This is a genomic window from Brevundimonas sp. 1080 (assembly GCF_040545985.1).
Taxonomy (GTDB): domain Bacteria; phylum Pseudomonadota; class Alphaproteobacteria; order Caulobacterales; family Caulobacteraceae; genus Brevundimonas.
The window spans coordinates 72,675-96,786 of sequence record NZ_JBEPMW010000003.1; the positions used below are offsets into that span (position 1 = coordinate 72,675).

Sequence of the window (24,112 nt, forward strand, 5' to 3'; positions counted from 1 at the left end):
CCTTCGATTGAAACGGCATCCGGAAACGCGTCCGGACGTCATCGTGAGTGGCGACGAAGGGCAGCGTCGGAGCCCATCGCGGCCGATTTTCGTCCGGCGGGTCTCAAGTCGTTTCAAGCGATGATTGCTGAAGTTGATCTCGGCCAAGCGGCGTTTGTGGCATAGCGCAGGGCTTCGAATACCTTGCGATCGAGTGACGCCCTACAAGATGTCGCATCAGGCCAAGGTCACGTGAGGGTCACGATTGTAATCCTTCAGAGAAGCGGGGCAATAAAAAGCCCGACGGCGCGGGGCCGTCGGGCGGAAGTTCAAAAACGTCAGGCCGCTACCAGCGCCAGGCGTCGCGGATGACGTCGATAATATAGCCGTCGTATTCGTCGATCAGGTACAGGGTGTTGTCGACGGAGACCCAGCGCGTGCCCTCGGGCGGATAGCCCAGGCCATAGGTGCGCCAGTCGTTCAGCTGATAGCGCCAGAAGGCATCCGGCAGATACTGGCCGACCGACCACGACCGACCCCAGTAGGAGCGCGGCACGCTGTAGTAGCCCCAGCCCGGCGCGAAGTAGAAGCCGACGCGCACGCCGTTGTAACCCCTGAAGCGCCGATCATTGCGCCACCAGTCCGAGCGGTGGTTGCGATAGAAATCCCGCCGCCATTGATCGCCGTTGAAGCGCTGGCGGAACTCGCGGTGCTGACGGTCGCGGTCACGACCGTTGTTCCAGCCCGAGCCCGGACGGTCGGGACGGTTCCAGCCGTTTCCGGGACGGTCGGGGCGTTGACCGCCAGCATTTGGGCGGTCGGGCCGATCGGGTCGGTTCCAGCCGCCTTCGGGGCGGTCGGGACGCTGGCCGCCAGTGTTCGGACGATCAGGTCGGTTCCAGCCGCCTTCGGGGCGATCGGGACGCTGGCCGCTGGTGTTTGGGCGATCGGGACGGTTCCAGCCTCCTTCGGGCCGCTCGGGACGCTGGCCGCCGATGTTTGGGCGATCGGGACGGTTCCAGCCGCCTTCGGGACGATCCGGACGCTGGCTGCCGGTGTTCGGGCGATCAGGGCGGTTCCAGCCGCCTTCCGGTCGGTCGGGACGCTGGCCGGCCGTGTTGGGGCGGTCAGGCCGAGACCATCCGCCTTCGGGACGATCCGGACGTTGGCCGCCAGCATTGGGACGTTCGCCACCCGACGGGCGCTCGGCACGGGGCGTATCGTTTGCGGGTCGGCTGGGACGTTCTGAGCGAGGCTCGCGCGGTCCGTCCTCACGACCCATCTGCGGGCGCTCGGGCCGGTTCATGCCGCGGGCGCGCCCTTCGCGCTGCGGCCGTTCCTGCTGAGCCTGATCCTGTTCCTGGGCGAGGGCTTGCATCGGAGCTGCAAGCGGGCCGGCGACGGCGGCGATGGCGGTGAAAGCCATCAGGAGGCGTTTCATGGTCTTTGGTTCCTGCACGCCGGGTCTCCGGCGGCTTGAGGCGATCATCGATCCGTGGCGATGAACCCAGGCTGAACACTGTTCGCAATCAAGGGGCTGTCGGAAAAAGCAGAACCCCGCAGGCAAGACCTGCGGGGTTCGATCGTCCGGTTATGACGGGGCTTAATAGACGCCCGAGAGGACGCTGGCGATCAGACCGCTGGCCACAGCGATCAACAGGATGTCGTTGCCGGCGTGGACGTAACGATAGCCGCGCGGGGCTTCGCGAAGGCCGTAAACATAGGGGTCACGGACGTAGTAGCTGCGATACTGCGCCGGCAGATAGCCGCCGGTGCGCCAGCGATAGCCGTTGTAGCGCGGCTCGACCCGGTAGTAGCCGTAGCTGGGCGCATACCAGTAGCCCGAGCGCGGACCGTTGTAGCCACGGAAGTCCGAGCGGCCGCGCCACCAGTTGCTGTTGTTGCGGTCCCAGCGGTCGTTGCGCCAATCGCGACGGTCGTCCCGGCGTTCCGCCCAGTAGTCGCGGCGGTCGTCGCGGCGGTCACGACGATAGTCCTGGCGGCTGTCATAGCGACCGTCGCGCCAATCGCGGCGATCTTCACGGCGTTCCTGGCGGAAGTCGCGGCGGTCGTCACGGCGATCCTGACGATACTCGCGGCGGTCGCGGTCCTGGGCCTGAACGAGCATCGGCACGGCCGTGGTCGACAGGGCGAGGGCGACGACGGCGGCCTTGGTGAGGCGGTTCATCTTCGTGCTCCATTCTGGGCCGCCGACGGATGTGCCGATCCGACCCGTTGATGATGAGCAAGGTCGGATTTCGCGCCTGAATGCCCGCTGAACGATCGCGTCAGGTTTGCGTAGCGCGCGTGGGCCGCGCCGGCGAGGCGTATACGAGAGATTTATCAGAGATTTCCGAGGTCTGAATCCCGTTGGAAGTATTCATTTCTGCTTTACTGAAAAGTCCGGGCAAGGCCTTTCGCCGTTAACTTTAACTTCAAACCACCGGTATTTGATGGCGTCTCAGAGGCGGGCCCAGAATGGCGCCCGTTGAGGAGATACGGTGATGAACGCGCAAGAAATGGCGCACGACCTGCAGGCCAGCGACGACGGTCTGCCGCTGCCGACCCCGGACATGTCCGGCGACGACCTGTTCAAACTGGGCATGATGTATTCGGCCGGATCGGGCGGTTGCCCGATGGACCGGGTGTCGGCCCACATGATCTTCAACCTGGCGGCCATGAAGGGTTCGATCGAGGCGCGCGTCTATCGCCGCGAGATGAGCCTGGAGATGGAACGCGACGAGATCGCCGAGGCCCAGAAGGCCGCGCGTCGCTACATCGACCAGGGCGTCGTTCAGCTGGTCGCCTAAACGACCATCTAGAACTGGGCGTAGCCGTTGCCGTTCGATCCGTTGATCGAATAGCTGAAGCCGATGGGCAGGGCGGCGCGCACCTGGGTGAAGAAGGCCGCCAGTTCGCCCAGCGTCGAACGCGGCACGAAGACGATGTCGCCACGCCGCAAGGGCACGACCTCGCCGCGACGCGGACGCAGGTCCACCACACGCATCATGCGTGATCCGCCGGGACCGCGACGGATCAGGGCCACGCTGTCCTGACGCGACGTCGGGGCGAACCCGCCAGCCTGGATTACTGCCTGATAGGCGTCCAGATCGCCGATCATTTCGAAGACGCCAGGGTTGCGCACCTCGCCATCGACCCAAACGCGGATCGGGCCGGCCTGGCGTAGGGTGACCTCGACGACAGGGCGCACCAGCTGGGTCGCATAGGCCGCAGAGACGACCTGCTGAAGCTGGGGCAGGGTGCGATCCGCCGCCATGACCGATCCGATCAGGGGCAGGGCGATACGGCCGTCGGGACCGACCTTGAGCGTGCGCGTCAGCTCCGAGGCGGTCGGCGTCGCCACCTCGATCTCGTCGCCGGGATACAGCAAATATTCCGGCTCTTGGTCCGTCCAGAGGGCGAAGGGCAGGCCGGCGAGCGCGTCGTAGGGCGACCGGTCGGCGCGCCGGGGATCGGGAACGCCGCCGGCCCCGCCGCAGGCCGCCAGCGAGGCGGCGATGGAGGCTGAACCGAGGGTCAGCAGAAACAGGCGGCGATCGGTCAGCATGGGAATCGGTCGGCCTCGACGAGGGATATCAGGCAACGTCGCCGGTTATGGGTAATCATCGGTTAACGCCGGTGGGCGAAGGGTTAGGACTACACGCCTTTCAAGGGATTCGGCCCGCCCGATGCGCTCCACCGCACACGTCACCACAAGGCCGCGCTACGGCGTTCTGGACGTGATCGGCCTGTTGTTCCGCGAACTGCTGCTGATGATCGTCGTCTTCGTGGTGATCCTGGGGCTGGGGTTCGCCGCCGCCATGACGCTGAAGAAGAGCTACACCGCTACCGGCTCGGTGTTCGCGGGTGTGGGTCAGGAATACGTCTATCAGCCGCGCGTCGGCACGGCCGAGCGGGGCCAAGCGCCACAGGGCGACGAGGTCGCCAACTCCGAAGCCGCCATCCTGGGCTCCAGCGCGGTGCGTCAGAAGGTGGTCGAGGCTCTGGGCCCCGCCGCCATACTGGGCGAGCAGCCCAAGGGCAGTCCGCAGGCCGCGCGATCCGCCGCGCTGAAGGCCGTCGGCGGCGGCTTGGGCGTCGCCACGGCGCCGGGCAGCGCGGTCATCCATTTGACCTACAAGGCCGACGATCCCGAACGGGCGGCCCGGATCCTAAACACGATCATCGAGCAATATCTGATCTATCGCCGCGAGGTCTTCCAGGACAAGACGCCGGCCATCGCCAGCCAACGCATCGCCTTCGAGGATGAACTCGGTAATGCGGATAGGGCTTATGAGGCCTTCCTGGCCTCCAATGACATCGGCGACTTTACGGCGGCCAAGGCGACGCTGGCGGCGACCTATCAGACGGTCTTCACCGACCGGATGTCGACACAAAGCCAGTTGGACCAGACCGCCCAGCGGCTGAACACCCTAGTGGCGCAGCAGGCGGGAACGCCGGCGGAGGTGGCGCTGCAGCAGGATCTGAACATCTCGGCCCAGGACCAGGTGCTGCAACTGCGCACCGAACGCGAGCAGCTGTTGTCGCGTTATCAGCCCGACGCCCAGCCGGTGAAGGACATCGAGGCGCGGATCAATCAACTGCAAGCCTATGTCGCGACCGGCACGGCCGTCGGGGCCAAGGAGGTCCGCACCGGACCGAACCCCGTCTGGACCGAGCTGGAAACCACGCGGATCAACACCCGGGCTGAGCGCGACTCGCTGGCGGCGCGTCTGGCGGTTCTGGATCGGCAACTGGCCGACATCCGTTCGCGGCAGGCGCGGCTGACGGCACTGGAATCCGAGAACACGACCCTGGCCGGCAATCGCGAGGTGCTGAGCGCCTCCATCCGAGAGTTCCAGCAAAGAGAGACGCAGAGCCGCGCCGATAACGCCCTGGTCGCCGCCGGCGCCGACAACGTCACCGTCATTGAACGCGCCCAGCCGCCGGCGACGGGCAAGAGCCTGAAAATCCCACTGCTGGCGGCGGCCTTCCTGTTCGCGGGTTTCACCGCCCTGTGCGTCGGGCTGTTGCGCGTGTTCACGCGTCGCGGCTTCACGACCCCGGCCTCGGTCAGCCGCACGCTGGATATGCCGGTCCTGGCCGTCGCGCCGGCCAAGGCGGCCTAGCGAAACTCGTGCTAGGCTGAGGGCTTAGGGAGCGCCTTGGCGATTCGATGGTCGACCTGACTTCAGAAATGGCGGGCCTTTGGGCGGCGCTGGGACCGGCGCCGGCGCACCGCGCGCGCGTGATCCAGTTCGCCTCCGCTGCGACCGGCGAGGGCGTCTCGACTGTGGCGCGCGAATTCGCCCGGCTGGCGGCGGTGCGGGCGCGCAAGCCCGTCTGGCTTATCGACGGCGATCTGGCGCAACAGGGGCAGTTGGAAACGGTGTCGGCCGAGCCGGATCGGTTCGGTCAAGTCGGCAAGGCCGCGCAAGGATCGCCCGACGGCTCAAGCTTCTACGCCGTGACGCCGCGCGTGACCGGGCGCGACGGCAAGCCTGTGCCGCATTCGCGGCTGCTGACGGCGCGGTCCTGCCTGGGCGGCCGCCTGTGGGTGACGCATTTCCACATGGAGGCGCTGCGATCCGGTCACCGGGTCGAGGCGGTCGGAGAGCCCCGTTACTGGGAGGCCCTGCGGCCCCACGCCGACACCATCGTCATCGACGCGCCCGCCGCCGACCGCAACGACATGGCGATCATCTTGGCGCCCTTCGTGGACATGACGGTCTTGGTGATCGCGGCCGAAAGCACCGCCGCCCACGCGCCGGTCATCCTGCGTGACGAGATCGAAGCCGTCGGCGGCAAGATCGCCGGCGTGGTCATGAACCGCTCGACCTACAAGGCGCCGGGTTTCCTGCAGCGGCTGATGGGCTGAAGCCGCTTCTGAGGTGACGTTTCCGGCGTCCGATTCCGCACATTCGGCTGGAAAAGGAAGCGGTTGCGCTGAAATCGAGCGCGGAGGCGGCGCCTTTGCGTGCGTCGCGCATTGTGTGGCCATGACAAAGTCCGTCGCATTCGTCGGCGCGGGGCCGACGACGCTTTACGCCCTTCATGCCCTTCTGTCCCAAGGCGTCGTCTCGGCGCGGGTCACGGTGTTCGAGGCGCGCGAGACGGCTGGCTGCGGCAGCCCCTACAGCCCGGACTGGAACGACCCGGCGATGCTGTCCAACATCGCCAGCATCGAAATCCCGCCATTGCAGGACACGCTGGCCGACTGGCTGTCGACACGAACGCCCACCGAACTGGCAGAGCTGGACGTGGATGGGGCGTCTCTCGATGAGCGCACCTTTGTCCCGCGTGTCGCCTTGGGGCGGTATTTCGAAAGTCAGTTCGCCACCTTGGTTCAGCAGGCCCGCGCCAAGGGCGTTCTCATCGATGTGCGGACGGGATGTCGGGTCATCGACGCGGCGAACCGCAGGGATGGGATCGAACTGACCTTCACATCGCCGCCGTCGCAAAAGGTCGCCAGGGCTGTGTTCGACCATGTGGTTCTGGCGACGGGTCACCAGTGGCCGTCGCGGCCGGACGCGCAGCCCGGATATTTCCTCAGCCCATGGCCTGCATCCGACCTCGCGGATGTTCCGGCGACACGCATCGGCGTTCGGGGATCATCGTTGACGGCCATCGATGCGGCCGTGGCCTTGGCCACGTCCCATGGCGACTTCGTTCGGCGGGACGATCGGCTGATCTATCAGCCGGCGCCGGATACCGAAGATTTTCACGTCGGCATGATGTCGCGAAAGGGGCTGCTGCCCGAGGCGGACTTCTATTTTCCGCTGCCGCATGGCCCGCTGACCTATTGCACGCCCGAGGCTGTCGCTGCGGCTGTGGCGCGCGGCCCTGACGGGCTGTTGGACGCCGTGTTCGACCTGTTTCGAACCGAGCTGATCCATCTGGACCCTGACTATGCCGCGGAGACGGGACTGCATGACGCGACGCTGGAAACCTTCGCCGAGGCCTATTTCGCTCGCCGCGCGGCGGTCGATCCGTTTGTCTGGGCCGCCGCGAACCTGAAGGAGGCGCAGGCGAACCATGCCGCACAGGTGACCGTGGCCTGGCGCGACGGCATCCTTCGCATGCACGAGATCGTCGCCGTCATCGTGCCGCATCTGGGCAGCGCCGAGTTCGAGCGGTTCAGCCGCGCCTTCAAGCCGATCTTCGTCGATATCTACGCCGGCGTGCCGCACGAATCGATCGAGCGGATGCTGGCGCTGCACGCCGCCGGACGGCTGAACGTCATCGCCTTGGGCGATGATCACGACGTCGATACGCGTTGTCCCGAAGGCGGGGCTCGCGTCACGATCAACGGTGAAACGCGTCATTATCCGATCTTCATCGAGGCGACGGGTCAGGCGGCCCTGAGCGGCATCCAGTTTCCGTTCCTGTCGCTGCTGGAGCAGGGGATCGTTCGAGATCAGGTCGCCAACGATGCGCCCGACGTGGTCCGGGGGATTGCGGTCGATGACCTCTTCCGGCCGGTCGATGCGCCCCTGCCGATGGATCGGCTGTTCTGCCTCAGCCTGCCGTTCATCATGGGGCGGCATCCCTTTGCGCAAGGGATCACCAGTTCGCACGAAATGGGCGGGATCGTCGGTCGGCGACTGGCGTTGATCCTGAATACCGCAAAGCCTGCGGTCGATCACGCCGATACGGCGGCCTGACGCGAGGACGAATGAAGCTGTTTGCGATCTACATCGGCGGGGAACACCCCGGCGCGAATATCGAGGTCCACGATATGCGCTTCCTCGTCGCCCCCACGATCGAAGCGACGAAAGACGCCTTGCTGGCGCAGTGGTGGGGACGCGAAGGGACGTTGCACATCGATTGCTGGTCGGAGATTTCGCAGGCGGACGGCTACGACATCAGCCTGCTTCCCACACCGTTCGAGGGGAAGGAAAAGCTCTATTACGTGAACCTGGGCGGCTATGATGGGGTGGCGTTCGCCGAGCAGCACCGCAATGTTTTCGTCGTCGCCGATAGCCTGCCGGCGGCCAAAGCGCGCGCCATCAAACTGGCAAAGGGTTGGACGGACGCGCATCGCGACGAGATGTATGAGGCCGAACAGGCGTTTGCGCTGGACGACGTTGCAGGCGCTGAACGTCTGTACATCCACCTCAAGCCCAGCCTGATGAGCGGCGATCCAGACTTCACCTGCCGCTACATGCCGATCCGCTGATCAGGCCGTGGGGCGCTTCAGCATCGCCGCGCCATAGAGTTTCGGCTCGAAGCCCTTGGTCCAGAAGACTTTGCCGAGGCCACGCGCGCAGCGGTCGTAGGTGTGGGCGCGGTTCGAGCGGCGAAAGAGGGCGGCCAGCAGCGATGCGGCGCCCCAAATCCCGGTCTGGGCCAGCCCGACCACCATCCATTTGACAACGCCGGGCCAATCGCCGCGGTCTGCGGCCATTTGGGTCGGGCTCTGGCCATAGGCGAAGGCGCGGGTCAGGGCGTAGGTCAGCGTGGCGCGGTGGGGCGGGGCGAACTCATCCACCCAAGCCTCGGCGGCCCAGCCGAAGCGGCCGCCGCGCGCCGACAGGGCGGTGAACAGCCGATCGTCCTCTCCGCCCGTCTCGTTCATGGCGACGTCGAACGGGGCCTCGCCGGGCAGGGCGGTCGCGCGCACCATAAGACTGTTGCCGCAGCCGTGGATGTCGTCGGTCAGACCCGTGTCGTGCGGGCCGTCGCGACCAAAGAAGCGCTCCAGATACGCGGTCGTCCAGCCGGTGTTTTCCGGTACCCGCCCGCGAATGGGGCCGAAGACGACATCGGCGCCGGTCTGGACTTGGGCGTTCAGCAGGGCGGCGAGCCAGCCGGGAGAGGCGGCTTCGTCGTCGTCCAAGAAGGCGATCAGGGGCGCGTCGGTGGCGGCAAGGCCCACGTTCCGCGCCGTCGCCACGCCGGGGACGGGGGCGTGGGTGTAGGTCAGGGGCACGGGCGCCTCGGCGCGCAGCCGTTCGATCAGGGGGGCGGCCGATCCGTCGGCGTCGTTGTCGGCGACGACGATGGCGGCCACGCGGTGCAGCGATCCGCTCTGTGTGAAGACCGAGCGCATGGCACGCTTCAGGCTGTCGGGGCGGCGCAGGGTCGGGATGATGACGGCCACGTTGCGCATGATCAGACGGCGTCCGCATAGACGGCGGCGCGGTAGAGCCTGAGCGCGAAGGCGCGGGCCTTGACCGGCAGGGCCACCGTCAGGGCGGCCTGTTTCATCAGACGGCGCGCCAGGGGCAGGGCAGGCAGGCGTTTCAGGGCGCGCGCGGCCTTGTAGCTGGGATAGGTCTGGACGATGGCGGGGTGCAGGGCGACGACGCGGGCGAAGTTGCCGGCGCCCTGGTCGAATTTGCGCGCCAGATCCTCGACCGTGTCCAGGCCCATATGGGTGGCGGGATTATCGATGTGGACGACGGGAAATCGGCGCGAGACGCGCATGGCCCATTCCACGTCTTCCCAGCCCCAACCGCTGAAGCCGGGGTCGAAGGACTCGGCGGCGAACACGTCGCGGCGTACCAGCAGGTTGGAGGTATAGACGTATTTCTCGGGCGTTAGGGCGCGCTGTGACGCGGGCAGGCATTCCGAGGCGCCGGACAGGGCGCGGTGGACGGCGAACCGCGCGTCGGTCGGCGCCTGATCCAGCGAGAAGCCGCCGAAGGCCACGGCGGGCCCGCTGTCGCTTACCAGTCGCAGCCAGCTTTGCAGAAAGACCGACGTGTCGGGCCGCATGTCGCTGTCGAGGAACAGATAGGCCTCGCCGCGCGCGGCGGTTGTCAGCCGGTTGCGGCCCGTGGCGCGGCCCTCGTTGGCGGCCAGGGTGATGAGGCGGACGGGCAGATGCAGAGCGTCGTTGGTCGCCTGAAGCCGGGTCGTCAGATCAGCGTCGACGGTGCCGTCGTCCAGTAGGATCAGCTCGACCGCGCCGGACAGGGCCGGGGCCTCGGTGTTCAACTGACGCAGCAGTTCTTGCGGATCGTCGCGCAGGAAGGGGATCAGGACCGAGATCGTCGGCGTCGCCTGAGCCCAGGCGGCGTTGTCGTGAATCTGAGCGCTCATGCCGTCACGCTCCGGCGCGCGCGGATCAGGCGCAGCAACACGTCACGCACCCCGGCGGCGTTCAGCGTCAAGGCCACAACGGCATAGACAACGCCGCCCACGCTCGCGTCCAGCATAAGCTCCAAGAAACCGCCCAGCGGCGGCAGCAACCCGACGACCCCGGCCATGACGGCGGAGGCGATCCCGCAACGGATCAGCGCCTCCCACGGCATCGGCAGGGCGATGGCGCGGCGGCTGAGCAGGATGCAGGACAGAAGGCCGATGGCGAAGCTGGCGGCGGTCGAAACGGCCGCGCCGGTCACGCCCATGCGGGGGATCAGCACCAGGTTCAGCGCCACATTGCAAAGCGCCGGGATCGCCATCGTCACCAGCAGCAGCCCGGTCTTCTTGCCCAGCGTGAAGCCGAAGCCGAAGTAATAGGCGATCATGCCTGACAGGAAGGACGAGGCCGCGATCCACGGCGTCACCAGCGCAGCGGCGGCGCGCAGATCCTGGCCGATCATCAACTCCGCCAGCGGTCGCGCGACCAGCGACAGGCCCACGGCGGCAGGCAGGCCGATCAGGATCAGGGTCGAACCCTGCTCGATGGCCGTCTGACGCAGCGCCTCGCGCCCGCCGCGCTCCAGCGCCATGACCATGGCCGGCGCTCCGGCCGCCCCCAGCCAGATGAAGATGACGTCCAGCGTCCGGTTCGCCAGGCTGTAGCTGGCGTGATAGGCGCCGACCGCCGCCGCATCCATGAAGGCGGCCAGCAGAAACCGATCCGTCGAGGCCAGCACCAGCGCCAGCGTCAGCGATGCCGCGATCGGATAGCCGTAGAGGGCATAGGCCTTCAGCCGCGTGCGATCCACGGTCCCGCCCGTCGACTGACGCAACTCGCCCGGCAGGATGAAGGGCAGGGCGAACAGGGGCGCGATGGCCAGTCCCAACAGAGGCGATGCGGCGCCGGCGCCGGCCAGGGCGAACCCGGCCCCGACCAGGAACCCCAAGACGGCGACCCCGATGTCCACGGCGGCGGATTTCGACACCTCGCCCGCCGCGCGATACCGCTCCTGCGCCAGCTTGGCGAGATTGCGTACGGGCGCGCCGGCCAGGCCGAAGGCGACGGCGATCTTGAACGCCGTCGTCAGCGGCGCCAGCCACACGATCAGGGCCGCGATCGGGGTGAAGACGGCGATGATCGTGAACGAAGTGCGGTACAGACTGGCGAAATGGGTCGCCAATCCCTCGGGCGTGCGCTCGGCCGCCCAGAAGCGCGCCATCGACGCCTCCAGCCAGGTGAAGGTGACGGTGTGGGCCAGGGTCGTGACCGAAAACGCCAGGGCGTAATGGCCGAAGTCGTCGGCGCTGAGCAGGCGCGTAAAGACGAAGATCGTCAGAAAACCGACGACCCCCTGGACGATCTGGGCCGGCAGATAGCCCCAGACGCCGCGCCAGAACATGCGCTTCTCGCTCAACGTACGGCCGCCCGGTCGCCCAGCAGGACGGGGATTGTGACGGCGATGACCCACAGGTCCAGCCAGAAGGACTGGCGCTCGATATATTCGATGTCCAGCTGGACGCGCTCGCGCACCTGGGCCTCGGTGTCCACCGGTCCGCGCGAGCCCTTGATGGCGGCCCAGCCGGTCATGCCGGGCTTGATGCGGTGGCGATGGGCGTATTCGGCCACCAGCAGGGCGGATTCGGTCTCGCCGGTCTTCATGCCGATGGCGTGGGGGCGGGGGCCGACCAGAGACATCTCGCCCGACAGGACGTTGAAGATCTGAGGTAGTTCATCCAGGCTGGTGGCGCGGATGAAGCGGCCGACACGGGTCACGCGGTCGTCGTCGGCGCAGACCTGGCGGCTGGCGGTCGCATCGGCGGCGGCGTGGCGCATGGAGCGGAACTTCCACACGACAATAGTCTCGTGATTGAAGCCGTGACGGCGCTGGCGGAAGAAGACAGGGCCAGGGCTGTCCAGCTTTACCGCCAGGGCGACCAGGGCCATGATGGGTGCAGCGACGACCAGGGCGACGGCGCCGAGCACCAGATCCTGGATTCGCTTGTTGAAGGCGCGGCGGTCCGGGTCCGCAGGACCATCCAGAGACGCAAGCGGCGCATTCGCCAGCCTGTTCAGCAGCCCGTTGCGACCCAGTTCCGAACCGACCAAGACCGTCAGCGGATTGGGCAGGGCGTTCAAGGTCTGCGTCAGGTCGCGCACGCGCTGGCCCGCCTCCGGATCGATGGCCAGGACGATCCGGTCGACATAGGGCGTCAGCCGGTGGGTCAACAGGGCCTTGGCGGTCCCCAGCACCGGCACGCCGGCGACGCTGTCGGGCGATCGGGCCAGCCGGTCGTCGAACACGCCCAGCACATTCATGTCACGCCGCTCCAGCGCCTGTTCGATCAGACGTCGCGCGTGTCGGGTCGCGCCGACGATGACAATGTTGGGCGACAGCACGCCTAGCCGACGCCAGCGCGCAATGACGGCCAGCCACAGGCCGTGCAACAGCGCCACGGCGGCCGTCGTCGTCAGCGCCCAGGGCGCAATGACGTCCAGCGCCGGGCGGTCCAGCAGCCAACCCAGCAACAGCGCCACGCCGGCCGAGACGACTCCCACGCCCACAACGCCCGTCATGTGCAGAGGCCAGGGCGTGTCGCGTCCGAATCGATAAAGCTGAAGCGCGCGCATCAGCACGAGCACCAAAACGGCGCCCACGACCACGGGCGCGGCGTCGCCGACCGTAATCGAGGCCAAGCCCGTCGGCTGGATCGCCAGGACCGCGCTGAACGCCAATCCGCAGACCATCAGCACGTCGATCAGCCGAAAATAGTGCGCCGACAGCCGCACGGAAGATCGCTCGCGCGCATTCAGCCAAATCTCCGGGCGGAACGGCCCGCGCGACGGCCGGCTCTTCAGCGGCGTGTCGGTGGCGAGATTGGCGGGACGGTCGAGCAAAAGGCGATCCAGCAGCGATCCGGAGGGCGAATGATGGACGCGATACTGCCGCTTTGGCCTCTATGTCGCGTTAACGTGGACGCTTTCTCTCGAACCGGATTGCGCGACGCATCAGCCTCCGCTATCGACGCCCTCGCAGGAGACGTGGCCGAGTGGCTGAAGGCAACGGTTTGCTAAATCGTCGTACCCCGTAAGGGGTACCGAGGGTTCGAATCCCTCCGTCTCCGCCATTCTTTAAGTCGCCTTGTCGGACCTGAACGCCGCCGGCTTCAGCCCGTGCCGCTGCAGCTTGTCGTACAGCGTCTTCCTCGGAACCTGCATTTCGGCGAGCACTGCGGATATGTCCCCTCGATGGGACTGTAGCGCGTCGCGCAGCAATTCGCCTTCGAACCTGTTGACGCGGTCGGGAAGACTCAGGCCGTCATCGGGCGCGCGGGTATTGTCATCGAGTGATAAGGCGACGCGTTCGGCGAAATGCGCCAGTTCGCGGATATTGCCGGGCCAGTCGGCCTCGACCAGCAGGCGTCTTACGCTGTCGCTTATAGAGGGAATATCGACGCCGTGGCGGTCCGCCGCGCGACGCAGGAAGTGGGCGAACAGCAGGGGAATATCTTCTCGCCGTTCGCGCAGAGGCGGTACGCGGAGCCTCACCACGTTCAGACGGTAATAGAGGTCTTCGCGAAAAGCGCCCGCGCGCGCGGCTTCGCCCAGATCGATCTTTGACGACGCCAGGACACGCAAATCTAAGGCGCGGGGCTCGTTGGCTCCGATCGGATGGACTTCGCGTTCTTCCAGGACACGCAGAATCTTGACTTGAACGGCCAGAGGCATGCTCTCGACCTCGTCCAGAAACAGTGAGCCGTTGTGCGCCCGTTCGACGTGCCCGACCCTGCGGCGCAAAGCTCCGGCGAAGGCGCCGAGTTCGTGTCCAAACAGTTCGCTCTCGATCAGCCCATCAGGCAGGGCGCCGCAGTTGACGGCGACGAAAGGCGCCAATCGCCGCCGGCCGCCGTTGTGCAGGGCGCGCGCAACGGCCTCCTTTCCTGTCCCGGTTTCGCCTTCGATCAGCACGTCCATCCGGGCGTCGGCGATCTGAGCGATGGTGGCGCGGAGGGCGGTGATGGCGCGCGACGATCCCGCCAGGGGCAGTTCCTGTCCGCTCTCCGAAGCCATCGCCAGCAGGCGACGGTTTTCCAGCACCAGGCCGCGTTTTTCCAGCGCGCGGCTCAAGCTGTCCTGAAGGCGCTCAAACGGAAAAGGCTTGGCGACAAAGTCGTAGGCACCGTCCTTCATCGCTGCGACGGCGTCGGTGATATCGCCATGGCCAGTGATCATGATGATCGGCAGGGCCGCGTCCAAAGCCTGGAGGCGGCTGAGCAACTGGCGGCCATCAAGGCCGGGCATCCGCAGGTCGGTGATGACAACGCCCGGGAAATCGGCGTCAATCGCTCTCAATGCAGTTTCGGCCCCCGGAAAAGGGCGGACGTCGTAACCTTCCAAGGTCAGGCGCTCGACCAAGGCATGGCGAAAATCGGCGTCGTCCTCGATCAGAGCGACGGCAGTGGGGCGAGCAAATTCCATCACGCGATCCTCAGCGTGGCGACAAACGTCGCTCCGATGTCCTCGTCGACCAAGTCAAGCTCGCCGCCGAAACCGGCGATCAGATCTCGACAGATGACCAGGCCCAAGCCGAGGCCATTTGCGCGTGTAGTGACAAAGGGCGTGAACAGTTGGGCGCGCACAGCGGGCGGGACGCCGGGACCATTGTCGGAAATGCTCAATCGAACACGGTCCTTGGCGCGCGAGACCCTCAGCGTTAGTCGCGGCCGGTCGCAGCCTTCCAGCGCTTCTGAGGCGTTCTTGACCAGATTGACGATCACCTGTTCCAGGCGAAAGCGGTCGGCGCGCACTGTGACGTCTGCGTCGCCTTCGCGGATCAATTCGACGCCGCCCTCGTCCAATCGGCCGCGCGTCAGCAGCAAGGCGCCGTGGATCGCGTCCTCCAGACGGACGATGCCGATTTTGGGATCTGACTTTCTGGAAAAGACCCTCAGGCCTTCAGTGATGGCGCCGATTCGCTGGGTCAGATCGCTGATCCGCGCCAACGCGCCACGCGCCTTGGCGGGGTCGTCGCGGTCGAGCAGGACACCGGCGGTCTCTGCCTGGGTCTGGATGGCGGCGACGGGTTGATTGATCTCGTGCGCCACGCTGGCGACGATCTGCCCCAGGGCGGCGAGTTTGCTGGCTTGAACCAGCTCGTCACGCAGCAGTTCGCGTGCGGTCTCGGCTCGGCGGCGTTCCTCGATCTGACGATTGAGGGCGGCATTGGCGTCACGAAGCTCGTGGGTGCGTTCGTCAATCAGCCTCTCCAGTTCCAGCCGCGCCTCTTCCTCGGCACGAGCGCGGACAAGGGCCTGATGCCGACGACGCAGGAGCACGACGATGACGCCTGCCAGCAGGGTGACGATCAGGGCCGCAAGCGCCCGCGCGGTTGCGACGGCCGTCCCAATGGATCCGCGATCCGGCGACAGCAGGTGCAGAGTCCAGCCGGGCGTCTCCGTCGGGATCGCCGCATGCATCCAGCGCTGCTCGCGGCCATCGACTGGAGCCTGGATCAGACGCGGTCGATCATTGGGGGGCGTTACGAAGGGGAGGGGGCGCAACGCCTCGGGTTGAAGCGTCTGATCGGTCAATGTCAGCCGCCGTCGACGTTCGTCCAGCGCTTCTGTGGTGCGGAAACGCCATGCCGGCACGCTGGTGATCAGCACGACGCCGCCGGGATCGACAACATAGGCCGGCTCACCTGACGCGCGCCATTCGGCCTCGAGAGTGGCGAATTCGACCTTGACCACGACGACGCCCACGGCGGAGCCGCTCGACCCATCAACCCGCCGCGCCAGATAGAGCCCGGGTCGGCCGGACACGGTGCCCAAGGCGAAGAACTCTGCCTGGCCCTGGCGCATGGCGTTGATGAAATAAGGGCGAAACCCATAGTCGGCGCCGACGAAACTGGTCGGCAGGCGCCAGTTGCTGGCGGCGCGGGTCCGGCCGTTGGCGTCGATGATATAGATGGCGGCGGCCCGTGTCTGACGCGCCAAAGTCTCCAGTTTAAGGCTGACAGGATCGCCCTTGGCAGTCTGCGGGGCGCTCAGCAGGGCGGCGATGTCGGGATCGCTCGCCAACGCTAGGGGCAGGGAGCGGTGCTTTTCCAGTTCGCTGCGTAGCACGGCCGCGTGCAAGGCGGCGGCCGCCTCTGTCTGTCGAGCCAGTTCGATCTGAGCATCACGCCGAGCGACCTCGCCCGCCCCGAAAGCCGCCAGGACGGCGATCGTGAACCAAGCCCCCGCCGTTATCGGCCAACGGGAGCGCCAAGGTTTTCGAGCCGAGCCCATGACAGGTGAATGCTGCACGTTCCTAGTGTGCGGATAATCGCACGTAAGGACCAGTCGCCTGGGTGAAAAACCGCACAGATATCTCGATAAACGCTCCCGCTTTCATAGAAAGTGCTTGGTTATCATAAAGATGGAGACGTTCGATCAATCACTTTCGCGATGATGGTTCTCGTTGGAAGCTCTATCCAACGGAGCGTGGCGAAGATCGCGCCCATCGAGGAGACTGCGGGATCACCCCCCGCACATCAGGAGCCCTTCGTGATCTCAGTCCCGTCAGAGGCCGCGCCGGTCGTTCGCCGGCCGTTCTATCGCCACCTGTATTTCCAGGTGCTGATCGCCATCGCGCTCGGCGCCCTGATCGGTCACTTCTGGCCGACAATCGGCGAAAGCTTGAAGCCGCTGGGCGACGGATTTATCAAACTGGTGAAGATGGTGATCGCGCCGGTGATCTTCCTGACCATCGTGACCGGCATCGCCGGCATGCGTGATCTTGGAAGCGTCGGTCGCGTCGCCGCCAAGGCTTTCGCCTACTTCCTGGTCTTCTCGACCCTGGCTCTGATCGTCGGTTTGATCATCGCCAATCTGGTGCGTCCGGGCCATGGTCTGAACATCGACCCGGCGACATTGAACGCCGGCGCCGTCGAGCAGTATGCGGCGGCCGCGCACGAGAGCACGATCGTCGGCTTCCTGATGGGCGTCATTCCCGACACGCTGGTCAGCGCCTTCTCGACCGGCAACATCCTGCAGGTTCTGTTCGTGTCGATCCTGTTTGGCCTCGCCCTGGCGTTGGTGGGCGAACGGGCCCAGCCGGTGGTCGATCTGTTCGAGACCCTCAGCCTTGCCGTGTTCAAGTTGGTCGCCATCGTGATGAAGGCTGCGCCCATCGGCGCCTTCGGGGCCTTCGCTTTTACGATCGGCGCCTATGGCATCGCATCGATCGCCAATCTGGCCGCCTTGATCGTGACCTTCTACGTCACCGCGATCATCTTCGTCTTGGGCGTGCTGGGTCTGGTGGGCGTCGCCAACGGCTTCAACATTCTCAAGCTGATCCGTTACCTCAAGGAAGAGCTTCTGCTGGTGCTGGGCACTTCCAGTTCAGAGGCGGCTCTGCCCAGCCTGATCTCCAAGATGGAACGCGCGGGCGCCGCCAAGTCGGTCGTCGGCCTGGTCGTGCCGACCGGCTATTCGTTCAATCTGGACGGCACCAACATCTATATGACGATGGCGGCTCTGTTCATTGCTCAGGCGCTGAACATCGAACTCACCATCTGGCAGCAGATCACGCTTCTGCTGGTCGCCATGCTCAGCTCGAAAGGCGCAGCGGGCATCACGGGCGCGGGCTTCATCACCTTGGCGGCGACCCTGTCGGTCGTGCCGGATGTGCCAGTCGCAGGCATGGCGCTGATCCTGGGCATCGACCGCTTCATGAGCGAATGCCGGGCCCTGACCAACTTCATCGGCAACGCCGTGGCCACCATCGTCGTGGCCCGCTGGGAGAACGCGCTGGATCGCGACGCCCTTAAGGCCGCGCTGGACGGACATCCCTTGCCGGTGGCGGCGCTGCCTGACCCTGCGGCGGGGCCTGGAGACGATCTGGTTCTCGCCAAGGACTGACGGCGAGAACGACTTTTGAAGGACGGGACCGCCGACATAACGACGGCCCGGGAGGAGGAAACATGAAGATGCAATCCAAGTTCGCACTGATGGCGGGCGCGGCCTCGGCTGTCCTGCTGGTCTCGGCGGGAGCGGCTCTGGCTCAGGACGCCGCGCCTCAGTCCACGCCAGCGCAGGAGGGCGAGGCGGCTCAGGTCGAGGACATCGTCGTCGTCGGCTCTCAAATCCGCGGCGCCTCCACCACGGCGGCTCTACCGGTGACCGTCGTCACGCAGGAAGAAATCATCGCGACCGGCGCCGTCAGCGGCGATGATCTGCTGCGGTCCATTCCCCAGATGGGCGATGTGCTGTTCTCCAGCGCCAACAATCCTCAAACCTCGAACGCAGCGCGAGGCGACGTCAACTCGGTCAATCTGCGCTCGCTCGGGGTGGGCAACACCCTGGTGCTCTTGAACGGACGTCGGATCGTTCAGCACCCCACCAGCCAAGGGACGTCAGACACCGGCACGGTGCCCGTGCTCAGCTACAACTCCAACGCCATTCCGGTCTCTGGGTTGGAGCGGTTGGAGGTTCTGCTGGACGGCGCTGCCGCCATCTATGGCGCGGATGCGGTCGCGGGCGTCGTGAACACGGTGCTTCAGCAGGATTTCGATGGCTTGGAGATGAAGGCCCAGTACGGCGGCGCGGAGGGCACGCATCGCCGAGAGTTCACCTTCGGGATGTTTGCCGGCAAGGATTTCGAGCGGGGCAATCTGTCTGGCTTCCTCGACTACACCAACCGCACCGCCCAGCAGGCCAGCGACGAGCCCTATACCGCCTCGGACGACCGCCGCAGCCTGTTCGCCAACGTGCCGGGCTATGAGAATTCGACCGACACCGACGGGCGCTCTTCCTATACAGCCTGGGCCAACTTCCAGACGCCGTTCCAAGTCCGTCGGGGCACGACTGCCCTGACGACCGGCGCCGGCGCCTTCCACAATCAGCCTTCCAGCTTCGGCTGCACCGCGCCGGTTGGGGGTGATGTTTGCCTGGCCAGCGGCAATATCAGCTACAGCGGCGCCGGCCGCGAGTTGCGCTATGACGGGGCGCGGGGCACCACCCAATCGCCGGATATCGAACGGTTGAACCTGTTCGTGTCGGGTCACTACGATCTCGACAACGGCGTCACGGCCTTTGGCGAACTCGGCTATTACACGGCGTCGACCCAGAATATTCAGCCGCCCACCATCCTGCTGAACCCGCTCTGGATTCCAGCCAGCAACTACTGGAATCCGTTCGGTCCCGTCACCTTTGCCGACGGCACGCGCAATCCCAATCGTCTCGCTGGCCTGACAAACGTCCCGACAGCCGGAACGGCTGTTAAGCTGGTTCGGTATCGCTTCAACGATCTGGGCGCCCAGGTGGTGGATGTCGACAACTGGCAGTCCCGCTTCCTGGGCGGCCTGCGGGGCGAATGGCGCGGCTTCGATTGGGAAAGCGCGCTGCTGTATTCGGAAGCCGAGGCCACCGACAGCTCGAACGCCGTCAATCTGACCGCGCTTCAGGCCAATCTCGCCCTCTCGACGCCCGACGCCTACAATCCGTTCAGCGGCGGCTGTGTGAACGATACCAGCTTCGGCGATTGCACGCCCAGTTCTCAGGCCGCGATCGACGCCATTACGACCGACCTGACGCGGGTCTCCAAGACAACGCTGGCGCTGTGGGACTTCAAGCTCAGTCGTGCGGATGTCTTCGCGTTACCGGCCGGGCCTGTCGGTATGGCACTGGGCGTCGAGGCGCGTCGGGAAACTCAGCGTGACGACCGCGATGCCGATCTGGACGGCACCAACGTCTTCCGCGACAGCGTGTCGGGCGAGATCAGCCAGTCCAATATCGCTGCGGTCAGCTCAAACCCCGATACCTACGGCAAGCGCGAGGTCTACTCGGCCTATGTCGAGTTCGCTGTGCCTGTCGTTTCGCCCGAGATGAACATCCCGCTGGTTCGCAGTCTCGATTTCCAACTGGCCGGTCGATACGAGCACTATTCCGACTTCGGCGATGTGGCCAAGCCCAAGATCGCCATGGCTTGGGACCTGGTCGAAGGCGTGCGCGTCCGGGGCTCGTATTCCGAGGGCTTCCGCGCCCCAAACCTGGAACAGACCAACGCGGCGCAATACGGGCGTCTATCGACCAATAACGATTACATCCGCTGCGAGGCCGATCTGCGCCTGGGTCGGATCACCAACTTCAACCAATGTTCGCAACCCGCCAGCGCTTCGCTGCTGGTGTCGGGCAATCCCGAGCTTCAGCCCGAGGAAAGCACCAACCAGTCCATCGGCCTGGTGTTGCAGCCCTGGTTCATTCCCGAGCAGTTCGGCCGCTTCACCTTCACGCTGGACCGCTGGAAGATCGAGCAAGAGAAGATCGTTGGTCTGCTGGGCGCGCAGTCGAACGTCGTGCTGGACTACCTGAACATCCTGAACGGCACGCGGAACGACAACGTCAACCGGGCTGCGGTGACGGCCGACGACATCGCCTTCTTCCAGGGCAGCGGAATCACTCCTGTCGGACAGATCGTCTCGGTCGAAGACCAGTTCATAAACCTGCTGCCGCAGACGGTAGAGGGGCTCGACATCGGTCTTCAGTGGCGACTGCGCGGCACGCCCTGGGGCAACTTCCGCGCCAGCGTGAATGCGGCTCATCTGACGAAGTTCGACCGTTCTCCCGGCCCCTTGGTCGAGTCGCTCTTCGCAGCGCGTGAAGCCGGCCAGATCAATGCGAACACGCCGCTGCCGATCTCTCAGACCCTGTTGGCTCGCAACGGCCGGCCGGAATGGCGGGTGACGGGCTCGTTCACCTGGTCGCAAGGGCCATGGCAGGTGGGCGCATTCACCCAGTACAACAGCGCCGTCACCGAAACCGGCTTCCTCAGCGCCCAAGGCGACTCCTGGCAGGTCGATAGCCAGATCACTGGCAATCTGTATGGTCAGTATGAGTTCGGCGACAACGCCGGCTTTGCGTCCGGCACAACGGTTCGCCTGGGGGCTCGCAACATCACTGACGAGCAGCCGCCGTTGACTTCGTCTGGCTATCTGGGTGCGCTCTACAATCCCTACGGCCGCTACTGGTACGCCAACATCTCCAAGACGTTCTAAGAGGGAGAGGCGCGATGACCGACCGTCTCGTTCGATCTCTGGGGGCGCTGGTCGCAGCTTGGGCCGGCATCGCGCCGATGGCGCAGGCGCAGGAAACGGACACTGCCGTCGCGGCGGCTGTCGATCCTGCACCCGCGCCAGCCGATTGCCCGGACTTCGTGCCGCAGCAGACGCGGTGCTGGTCGGGCAGGGCGGTTAAAGGCGGCTATTATTGGATCGCCGTGCCTCAGGTCTGGAATGGCGCCCTGATCGTTCACGCACATGGCGGACCCCGCACCAGCACACCAGAACCAAACGATCCGCTGGAGGACATGGAGCGGTTCTCCATGACGGTGAAAGAAGGCTTCGCCTGGGCGGGCTCGACCTATCGCCGTGGCGGCTATGGCGTACGGATGGCGGCGGAAGATACGGACGATCTGCGCCAGATTTTCTGGAATGCCTTCGGCAAGCCACGTCGAACTCTGTTGCATGGCCAGTCCTGGGGCGGAAATGTCGCGGCCAAGACGGCTGAGCTCTACGCCCGCGATGCCGAGGGGCAGGTCATGTGGGACGGCGTCGTCCTGACCAACGGCGTAATCGGCGGCGGGACCCGCACCTACCGCTTTCGCGCCGATCTGAGAGCGGTGTATCAGTTCTACTGCAACAACCATCCGCTTCCCAACGAGCCCCAGTATCCGCTTTGGCAGGGGCTGCCGCTAGACAGCGATCTGAACCGGGCGCAGTTGGCGGAGCGGGTCAAAATCTGCACGGGCGTGGGCCTGCCGCTTGCTGAGAGGTCGGCTGAGCAGAAGCGCAATCTGGCGGATATCCTGGCCGTGACGGGCGTGAACGAGGAACAGTTGGTTCCGCATCTCGCCTGGGCGACCTTCCTGTTCCGCGACATGGTTTTGCGCCGTCTTGACGGGCTGAACCCCTTCGACAACAGCTATACGGTCTATCAGGGTTCGCACGACGACGAGGCGTTGAACGCTGGCGTTCAGCGTTTCGCGGCTGATCCGATGGGTGTGGCGCGCTTAGCCTACGACGCCGACCTCAGCGGTCTGATCGTGGCGCCGACGCTGACGATCCACGCCAAGAACGATGCGACAGCCTTCGTCTCCAACGACGCGCTTTACAGGGAGACGGTCGCCGCGGCGGGACGATCGGACCTATTGGTCCAGACGTTCACAGACGAGTCCGAACATAGCCGCCTATCGCCGCCAGAGTACGTCGGTCTTTTTCAGGCGATGATGCGCTGGCTGGACGAGGGCGTGAAGCCGACGCCCGCTGACGTTGCCACGCTGTGTCAGGTGGCGGCTCCGCGCTACGGGAGCGGCTGTCATTTCGACACCGCCTTCAAGCCGTCGACGGACAGCCGCGCCAATTGAAGCTGCCGCTGCGCTTCACTGCTATCTGTTCCAAACGCAAAACGGCCCGCAGGCGACTGCGGGCCGGGTCTGTTTGTGTGTGATCTGAAAGATCAGGCCGTCTTGGCGCGGTCCTTGTCGGAGGAGCTGCGGGCCAGTTCGCGGTTCAGCCAGAGTGCCAGCAGTGTGCAGATGGCGCCCGACAGCAGATAGGCGCCGGCGGCGATCAGGCCGAATTGGCTGGAGATCCACAGGGCCGCGAGGGGCGCAAAGCCCGCGCCGAACAGCCAGGCCAAGTCCGAAGTCAGGGCCGACGAGGTATAGCGGTTGGTCAGGCTGAAGCTGGACGCCACGGGGCCAGAGGCTTGCCCGAACGACAGGCCCAGCAGGATGAAGCCGGAGATCATGAAGGTCAGCTCGCCGACCGGGCCGCCGTTCAGCAGTTGCGGCGCAAAGCCGGAGAAGGCGGCGATACCGGCGGCGGTGATCGCCAGCAAGGTGCGGCGGCCGTAGCGGTCGGCCAGAATGCCCGAGGCCAGGATGGCCAAAAGGCCGAAGACCGCGCCCACCATCTCGATCAGCAGGAAGCGGACCGGCGTTTCCTTGGTGAACAGGAACACCCACGACAGCGGGAAGACGGTGACCATGTGGAACATGGCGAAGCTGGCCAGCGGAGCGAAAGCGCCGATGGCGATCTTCGGGCCTTCGTCGCGCAGGGCCTGGCTGATCGGCGTGGGCTGCAGTTCGCGCGTTTCGAACAGCTTCTGGAAAGCCGGCGTCACTACGATGCGCAGGCGCGCGAACAGGGCCACCACGTTGATGGCGAAGGCGACGAAGAACGGATAGCGCCAGCCCCAATCCAGGAAGTCAGGGGCCGACAGCGTGTTCAGGAAGAAGGCGAACAGGGCCGAGGCCACCAGCAGGCCGATGGGCGCGCCGAGTTGCGGGATCATGGCGTACCAGCCGCGCTTCTTCTCTGGCGCGTTCAGCGCCAGCAGCGAGGCCAGACCGTCCCAGGTGCCGCCCAGGGCCACGCCCTGACCGATGCGGGTCAGGGCTAGCAGCACCGGCGCCCACATGCCGATGCTCTCGTATCCGGGGATGAAGGCGACCGACACTGTCGAGGTGCCCAGCAGCAGCAGGGCGGTCGTCAGCTTGGCGCCGCGCCCGAACTTGCGGTCGATGGCGATGAACAGGACGGTCCCCAGCGGCCGAGCCAGGAAAGCCAGGGCGAAGACGGCGAAGGAGAGCAGGGTGCCGCCCACCGCTCCGGCATAGGGGAAGATCAACTGCGGGAAAACGACCACCGAAGCGATGGCGTAAACAAAGAAGTCGAAAAACTCGGAAGTTCGGCCGATAATGACGCCGATGGCGATCTCGCCGGCGTCAACCTTGCCATGGCCCGTGTGAAGGGCGGCGGCGTCGCGTTCCAGCGACTCTGACGAAGGGGTCGTCGAGGCGGACATGGGCTTGGTCGCTCCGTGTGAGACTGAATTATCGGCCGTACGGCAGGTCGCCGCATTATGACCGGGCGCCCTTTGCGATGAAAGCGGCCTCGTGAGGATAGGACATATTGCCCAATGTCGTTCCTGATTGAAGCTGAGTATCCCGCCGCCTACGAACGCCAACCGTCGCGGCGCCTCCCCCTCGCCCGACGCTTTT

At 65.7% G+C, this 24,112-nt stretch carries 18 protein-coding genes and 1 tRNA gene; 9 read left to right on the top strand and 10 right to left on the bottom strand.

What is annotated here, in order from left to right:
- Positions 1-325: 325 nt before the first annotated feature.
- Positions 326-1,420: an RcnB family protein gene (locus ABIC32_RS10860; RefSeq protein WP_354074171.1), complete on the bottom strand. Its 1,095-nt coding sequence runs from the start codon at positions 1,418-1,420 to the stop codon at positions 326-328.
- Positions 1,421-1,582: 162 nt separating this feature from the next.
- Complete coding sequence (locus ABIC32_RS10865) at positions 1,583-2,167, bottom strand: RcnB family protein (RefSeq protein WP_174084953.1); 585 nt, start codon at positions 2,165-2,167, stop codon at positions 1,583-1,585.
- A 316-nt stretch (positions 2,168-2,483) separates the two neighbouring features.
- On the opposite strand from ABIC32_RS10865, the gene ABIC32_RS10870 reads away from it, so the two are divergent.
- Positions 2,484-2,789, top strand: coding sequence for a sel1 repeat family protein (locus tag ABIC32_RS10870; protein WP_354074172.1), 306 nt, complete (start codon positions 2,484-2,486; stop codon positions 2,787-2,789).
- 8 nt (positions 2,790-2,797) lie between these two features.
- Here the strand turns inward: ABIC32_RS10870 and ABIC32_RS10875 are convergent, their stop codons facing one another.
- Entirely contained in the window at positions 2,798-3,547 is a 750-nt protein-coding gene (locus ABIC32_RS10875) for a polysaccharide biosynthesis/export family protein (RefSeq protein WP_354074173.1), read from the bottom strand.
- Positions 3,548-3,668: 121 nt separating this feature from the next.
- On the opposite strand from ABIC32_RS10875, the gene ABIC32_RS10880 reads away from it, so the two are divergent.
- The 4 genes from ABIC32_RS10880 (at position 3,669) to ABIC32_RS10895 (ending at position 8,158) form a co-directional block, all read left to right on the top strand.
- Positions 3,669-5,108 (top strand): GumC family protein, encoded by a 1,440-nt coding sequence (locus tag ABIC32_RS10880; protein WP_354074174.1) that lies wholly within the window; start codon positions 3,669-3,671, stop codon positions 5,106-5,108.
- A gap of 47 nt (positions 5,109-5,155) precedes the next feature.
- Positions 5,156-5,857, top strand: coding sequence for a P-loop NTPase family protein (locus tag ABIC32_RS10885; protein WP_354074175.1), 702 nt, complete (start codon positions 5,156-5,158; stop codon positions 5,855-5,857).
- Between the two features lie 121 nt (positions 5,858-5,978).
- Positions 5,979-7,643: an FAD/NAD(P)-binding protein gene (locus ABIC32_RS10890; RefSeq protein ID WP_354074176.1), complete on the top strand. Its 1,665-nt coding sequence runs from the start codon at positions 5,979-5,981 to the stop codon at positions 7,641-7,643.
- A gap of 11 nt (positions 7,644-7,654) precedes the next feature.
- Entirely contained in the window at positions 7,655-8,158 is a 504-nt protein-coding gene (locus ABIC32_RS10895) for a DUF1543 domain-containing protein (protein WP_307511624.1), read from the top strand.
- Here the strand turns inward: ABIC32_RS10895 and ABIC32_RS10900 are convergent, their stop codons facing one another.
- From ABIC32_RS10900 to ABIC32_RS10915, 4 genes are read right to left on the bottom strand one after another with little or no spacing between them, the layout of a single operon-like run.
- Complete coding sequence (locus tag ABIC32_RS10900) at positions 8,159-9,091, bottom strand: glycosyltransferase family 2 protein (protein ID WP_307511622.1); 933 nt, start codon at positions 9,089-9,091, stop codon at positions 8,159-8,161.
- Positions 9,092-9,093: 2 nt separating this feature from the next.
- Positions 9,094-10,026, bottom strand: a complete 933-nt coding sequence (locus ABIC32_RS10905) for a glycosyltransferase family 2 protein (RefSeq protein ID WP_307511620.1) — start codon at positions 10,024-10,026, stop codon at positions 9,094-9,096.
- Positions 10,023-11,468 carry a lipopolysaccharide biosynthesis protein gene (locus ABIC32_RS10910; protein ID WP_502909341.1) on the bottom strand — a complete coding sequence of 482 codons (1,446 nt, stop codon included), beginning with the start codon at positions 11,466-11,468 and terminating at the stop codon, positions 10,023-10,025. The genes ABIC32_RS10905 and ABIC32_RS10910 overlap by 4 nt, the downstream gene beginning before the upstream one ends.
- A gap of 11 nt (positions 11,469-11,479) precedes the next feature.
- The gene (locus tag ABIC32_RS10915; RefSeq protein WP_354074178.1) at positions 11,480-12,964 is read right to left on the bottom strand and encodes an exopolysaccharide biosynthesis polyprenyl glycosylphosphotransferase; all 1,485 of its coding nucleotides are present in this window, start codon (positions 12,962-12,964) and stop codon (positions 11,480-11,482) included.
- A gap of 138 nt (positions 12,965-13,102) precedes the next feature.
- Between ABIC32_RS10915 and ABIC32_RS10920 the strand changes: the two genes are divergently transcribed.
- Positions 13,103-13,194 (top strand) — tRNA-Ser (locus ABIC32_RS10920).
- A gap of 4 nt (positions 13,195-13,198) precedes the next feature.
- On the opposite strand, the gene ABIC32_RS10925 is transcribed toward ABIC32_RS10920, so the two are convergent.
- Both ABIC32_RS10925 and ABIC32_RS10930 read right to left on the bottom strand, forming a co-directional pair.
- Positions 13,199-14,545, bottom strand: coding sequence for a sigma-54-dependent transcriptional regulator (locus tag ABIC32_RS10925; RefSeq protein WP_354074179.1), 1,347 nt, complete (start codon positions 14,543-14,545; stop codon positions 13,199-13,201).
- Positions 14,545-16,203, bottom strand: coding sequence for a sensor histidine kinase (locus ABIC32_RS10930; protein WP_502909336.1), 1,659 nt, complete (start codon positions 16,201-16,203; stop codon positions 14,545-14,547). The genes ABIC32_RS10925 and ABIC32_RS10930 overlap by 1 nt, the downstream gene beginning before the upstream one ends.
- Positions 16,204-16,617: 414 nt before the next feature.
- On the opposite strand from ABIC32_RS10930, the gene ABIC32_RS10935 reads away from it, so the two are divergent.
- From ABIC32_RS10935 to ABIC32_RS10945, 3 genes are all read left to right on the top strand, one after another.
- The gene (locus ABIC32_RS10935) at positions 16,618-17,970 is read left to right on the top strand and encodes a dicarboxylate/amino acid:cation symporter (RefSeq protein WP_502909342.1); all 1,353 of its coding nucleotides are present in this window, start codon (positions 16,618-16,620) and stop codon (positions 17,968-17,970) included.
- A gap of 62 nt (positions 17,971-18,032) precedes the next feature.
- Complete coding sequence (locus ABIC32_RS10940; RefSeq protein ID WP_354074181.1) at positions 18,033-21,104, top strand: TonB-dependent receptor domain-containing protein; 3,072 nt, start codon at positions 18,033-18,035, stop codon at positions 21,102-21,104.
- A 14-nt stretch (positions 21,105-21,118) separates the two neighbouring features.
- Complete coding sequence (locus ABIC32_RS10945) at positions 21,119-22,471, top strand: hypothetical protein (RefSeq protein WP_354074182.1); 1,353 nt, start codon at positions 21,119-21,121, stop codon at positions 22,469-22,471.
- Positions 22,472-22,563: 92 nt separating this feature from the next.
- Here ABIC32_RS10945 and ABIC32_RS10950 read toward each other — a convergent pair whose 3' ends face one another.
- The gene (locus tag ABIC32_RS10950) at positions 22,564-23,916 is read right to left on the bottom strand and encodes an MFS transporter (protein ID WP_017504041.1); all 1,353 of its coding nucleotides are present in this window, start codon (positions 23,914-23,916) and stop codon (positions 22,564-22,566) included.
- Between the last annotated feature and the right edge of the window lie 196 nt (positions 23,917-24,112).